The organism is Thermodesulfovibrionia bacterium (assembly GCA_030646035.1).
Taxonomy (GTDB): Bacteria; Nitrospirota; Thermodesulfovibrionia; order UBA6902; family UBA6902; genus JACQZG01.
Map to the genome: position 1 here is coordinate 1 of JAUSMY010000026.1, position 3,882 is coordinate 3,882.

Here is a 3,882-nt window from a genome sequence, read left to right on the forward strand (position 1 = left end):
ACTCCCGGCAGGTTGCTCAATCTTACCGCTGTTGCCTTGAATTCTTCACTGTACTTGTAGGTCGTTCTTGGACCTGGTTTTGGCATTCTGGACCTCCTGAATAGTTAGTTCAGGGTGTCCACTAAACCGGGGGAACTCTCTTGGAGGATCACAGTCGGTTGTTAGCTGTCTTCGCCATACTTATTCTCCATCCGTTGAATAAGTGCAAAGTGCTCTCCAATAAGCCATTTGCTTCCCTCAAATATGTCCTTCCACTCCTCTTCAGAAACGTGAAGGTCTGCTGCGGACTTGGGGTGCATAATCTTGCTTCGTTTATCCACAAACTTTTTAGCCATGCCCCACCCATTTCCGCTGAAATCTGGAGTCTGTTCCAGCTCGAACATCTTATACGCACCGCGCAGGACATACTTGATTTGATCTATGGCCGAGTGTTGGTTGTCACTGCTAAAAGCCTTTGCTTCCTTGACTGATAACTTTGGTACATCCGTTTCAAGCCCAACAGCCGCAATCTGCTGAATGCTGTAACTATCACCCGAAATCATCGCGCCAACTGTTCTGATGTACGTCCGTCTCCAGGCTTCTGTGTCTGCCTCTTGATCCAAAATCGCGTTGACATCGCCGGATAGCACGTCTGCAACTTTGAGATAGCTCTCAACAGCGGCATCCATTTTTTCTTCGGGGGTCATCGCTACTCCGCACAGCTAACGCCCCTGATCTGGCGCGAAAGTACGTTGGCGTGGCTTTTGCGTCCTTTGCAAAAGGCATGACGACATACTTTTGTCGCTCAGGATCGGTTGTTATGCGCTTACTCCGTCGAATCCTCTTCTTGCTGAGTGTTCTTAGGCGGACTCATGCGTTCACGAATTTTCTTTGTCAATTTCTTAACTGATTGCCTAGTGACTAGCCAAATTATCGTGAAGGCAATGAATGCAAGATAGCCAACTACGACAACAATCAAGAAGGAGTAAAACGCGCGGTCATTTTCAATTTCTGTGGTTGCTAAAGAGATCGTGAACGCAATTGCAACAGAAAGGCATGAAACGCCGATATCAAAGAGTATTCCCGTTGGCGTGGCAGACTCTAGCGTTTCGAGTTCACTCTCAGTTACTTCAAATATGCTTATTGAATCAACCCTTCCTTTCTTTACCGGAATGCTGGATTCATTTTGATTAATAGGAGTCATTACAATTTCTCCTTTAACCATGTACTGCGACATATAACGTTGCTCCATGCAGCTATGCCTGAAGACTTAAGTACGAATAGTCTGTCACTTGACCGCAATACCGTCTTGATATGGTCTCGCACTTCAGAAGCCTTCTTCTCCGAAACGATGGCATAGCATGATTCGGTGATCTTCGCCCAGGTTCCATAAGACTTTATTAGCTCCTTAATGGCATCGTAGTCAGCTCGCCGACTCTCACTTGGGCCGCTCACTAAATCATAAGTGATGATGTAACAGCTCATTTCTTCAAGTCTCTCCGATTACTAGATTACGCATACCATTTGTTTATGAGGAATATTTCGCTTTTGCCTCAGCTTCATATTTTGCACAAGTCTTTCCCCAATCTGTTTCGGTCCAGAAATATTTAATCAACTCATCAAGATTGGCTTCATCATTAGTGATAACTTTATATCGTTTGTCTGCCGGAACACGATAAGGAACGTTGTTGTCGAATATATCCCCATATGCCATGTTCTGCATACACACTTGGAAGTCGCCGATATACATTTGTGCATCACTTGTAAGTTCGAGAATACGCTCTAAAACTAAAAACCTGTCCCCTTCAGACCTAAGTTTCAGTAAATCATGATGGATTGATTGTAATGAAAACCGAACAGCTCGAAAAAGCTTAAGATTTACGATTTCATGTGTCTCGACTTTGCTCACGATCGAAAGTAGGGCATCACCAAACTTGCTCAATATCTCGTTAAACTCTAAAACAGTGATTTGTGCCTTCATATCCAGATTAGAGTACTTTTTGACCATGCAGAAAGTACTGGTATCTCTAATGGAGATGCTGGAACTTTCTAGTAGCTGACTAACATCTCTAAAAAGCTCAATCTTGGTATTTCTCTTTGATTCCTCTTTTTGGGCATTCAAAGTGTTTTGATGTTGTGCGCCAAGTTGTCTAAACGCGTAACGTACGGTTATGACAGCTATTACTACTGCTGAAAGAGGACCCGAGAAATCTCTCCAGATCTCATAGCATCCGATGTTGGAGAAGATAAGACAGGATTCTATTATCACATTGTCAGCTTGCACAGTGCCTGAAATTCCTCATAACGCCGCCAACACGCGCGGCTTTGTAGTGAAGGCGAAGCCGCAACGGAAAAGCTGTCGCTGTGATTGGCCTTGTTATGCATGAGCACACAGATCTTCGATTGCCAGTGGCGGACGGCGCTTGTGTAACATGCGATGGCAGTTTGCACATACGGGACGCAAATCTTTCACCGGATCTATAAGGTACTCCTTGCCAATGTCTGCAATCTGGTGAAGGTGATGGACTTCTATATAACCACGCCCAATGTCCCCGTATGCCTTTTCAAAGTTGAACTTGCAGATGACGCAACTGTAACCGTAATGCTCTAAACATGCTTGTCTCGCAAGTGGGCTTCTGTCATAGGTTTTTGTTGTAACAGTTTTAGATTTGCCCTCAGCATATAACCGTACAGAGGTCGGCGATTCTGTTGCGAACCCAAAATCAGAACTTCCTTGAATTTCAGGAAATATCTCATTTGCAATCGCATCTGGAATTGTCAGCCCTCCAGCCTCAGGCGTCCACTTAAAGCCCGGAAATCTCTCCTGAAGAACTGCTAATGGGATAATTGGTTCCTCGGATAGTGATTTGAAAAGCAAATCAGTGCGAAGGGCTGTCTTACCTTCAGCAGCCTTTTCTTCATCCCAGTGACGTAGCAGGTAAGGAGAAGATGAGACATAGCCACATCCGATTATTCCTTTTGGCTCCACCCCAAGTCTCATCAGGAAAAAGGTATCCCCAATTGCGATCTTTTTTGTGTTGCCACAACTCCAATACATATCGTAAGGATCGCCGTTATTTATCCGATAGATAGCTTCGGCTTGATCTGCCCAGTGCCAACGCTTCGGGTTCCATGTGTAAAGGTATGCGCTCATCTACTTCTCATGCATAACATTTTATTAGTGCGCGAAAGCACCATTTTCTTAGATTTGACGGGAGTCTATTCCTAGGTGCCCCCTGAGCACAACCCCGAAAAGGTGGCGAATCAAACCCTTATCCCAAAAACCTTTCTTGCGCGGTATATGTATGAGACTTCGACGCTAGCCCCACCCCCAATCCCCCAGTATAGTGACTCACCCATCACCCTCACCGCCCAATAGGATCCAACTCATACCACCCCCCCAAGACCTCTCCGGCAAAACCTACATAGTCACCGGCGCCAACAGCGGCATCGGTTACGAAGCAGCGAAGAACTTCGCCAGTCGCGGTGCGACGGTGGCGCTGGTGTGTCGCAGCGAGAGCAGGAGCGTGATGCGGTGGCGAGCATCATCGTGGTGACTGGCAATGCGAAGGTGTCGCTGTATGTGGCGGCGGGGTGGGGGAGAATCGCGGGCGGGCCCGCTCCCACAGGGGGTGTGCATAAGAATGAAAGGCGTACGGGCGTTCAGAATTGATGAATCTGCTGACCAGTTACAGGCTCTGGACGACGGATTCCAACAACGACATCAACCCTCCAGGAACAACCCCCAGCACAACCAGCGCCACCAGCAGCACCAGTAGAATGCCATGCGAGATGACGTCTCTGATGCCTGCCACTGGCAGCGGGTCGTCGTAGTCGAGCGGGGTGATCATGCGATAGACGATGCGCAGGTAGTAGAACAGGCCGATGCCGCTGCCGATGACC

At 47.2% G+C, this 3,882-nt stretch carries 5 protein-coding genes and 1 pseudogene; 1 reads left to right on the forward strand and 5 read right to left on the reverse strand.

The window, feature by feature from the left end:
* Positions 1-161: 161 nt before the first annotated feature.
* The 4 genes from Q7U10_03670 to Q7U10_03685 form a co-directional block, all read right to left on the reverse strand.
* The gene (locus Q7U10_03670) at positions 162-686 is read right to left on the reverse strand and encodes a hypothetical protein (protein ID MDO8281715.1); all 525 of its coding nucleotides are present in this window, start codon (positions 684-686) and stop codon (positions 162-164) included.
* A gap of 119 nt (positions 687-805) precedes the next feature.
* On the reverse strand, positions 806-1,216 hold the full coding sequence (locus tag Q7U10_03675; GenBank protein MDO8281716.1) for a hypothetical protein: 411 nt from the start codon (positions 1,214-1,216) through the stop codon (positions 806-808).
* Between the two features lie 291 nt (positions 1,217-1,507).
* The gene (locus Q7U10_03680; GenBank protein ID MDO8281717.1) at positions 1,508-2,263 is read right to left on the reverse strand and encodes a hypothetical protein; all 756 of its coding nucleotides are present in this window, start codon (positions 2,261-2,263) and stop codon (positions 1,508-1,510) included.
* A gap of 93 nt (positions 2,264-2,356) precedes the next feature.
* Positions 2,357-3,133 (reverse strand): HNH endonuclease, encoded by a 777-nt coding sequence (locus Q7U10_03685; GenBank protein ID MDO8281718.1) that lies wholly within the window; start codon positions 3,131-3,133, stop codon positions 2,357-2,359.
* Positions 3,134-3,359: 226 nt separating this feature from the next.
* Here Q7U10_03685 and Q7U10_03690 point away from each other — a divergent pair.
* Positions 3,360-3,494 (forward strand): annotated as a pseudogene (locus tag Q7U10_03690) (SDR family NAD(P)-dependent oxidoreductase).
* 174 nt (positions 3,495-3,668) lie between these two features.
* Here the strand turns inward: Q7U10_03690 and Q7U10_03695 are convergent.
* A partial coding sequence (locus Q7U10_03695; GenBank protein MDO8281719.1) for an NADH:ubiquinone oxidoreductase subunit N occupies positions 3,669-3,882 on the reverse strand: 214 nt, incomplete at its 5' end.

Excerpts from the sequence above, each read along its gene's own strand:
- Q7U10_03670 (MDO8281715.1), bottom strand. The coding sequence starts at position 686 with ATGACCCCCGAAGAAAAAATGGATGCCGCTGTTGAGAGCTATCTCAAA.
- Q7U10_03685 (MDO8281718.1), bottom strand. The coding sequence starts at position 3,133 with ATGAGCGCATACCTTTACACATGGAACCCGAAGCGTTGGCACTGGGCA.
- Q7U10_03675 (MDO8281716.1), bottom strand. The coding sequence starts at position 1,216 with ATGTCGCAGTACATGGTTAAAGGAGAAATTGTAATGACTCCTATTAAT.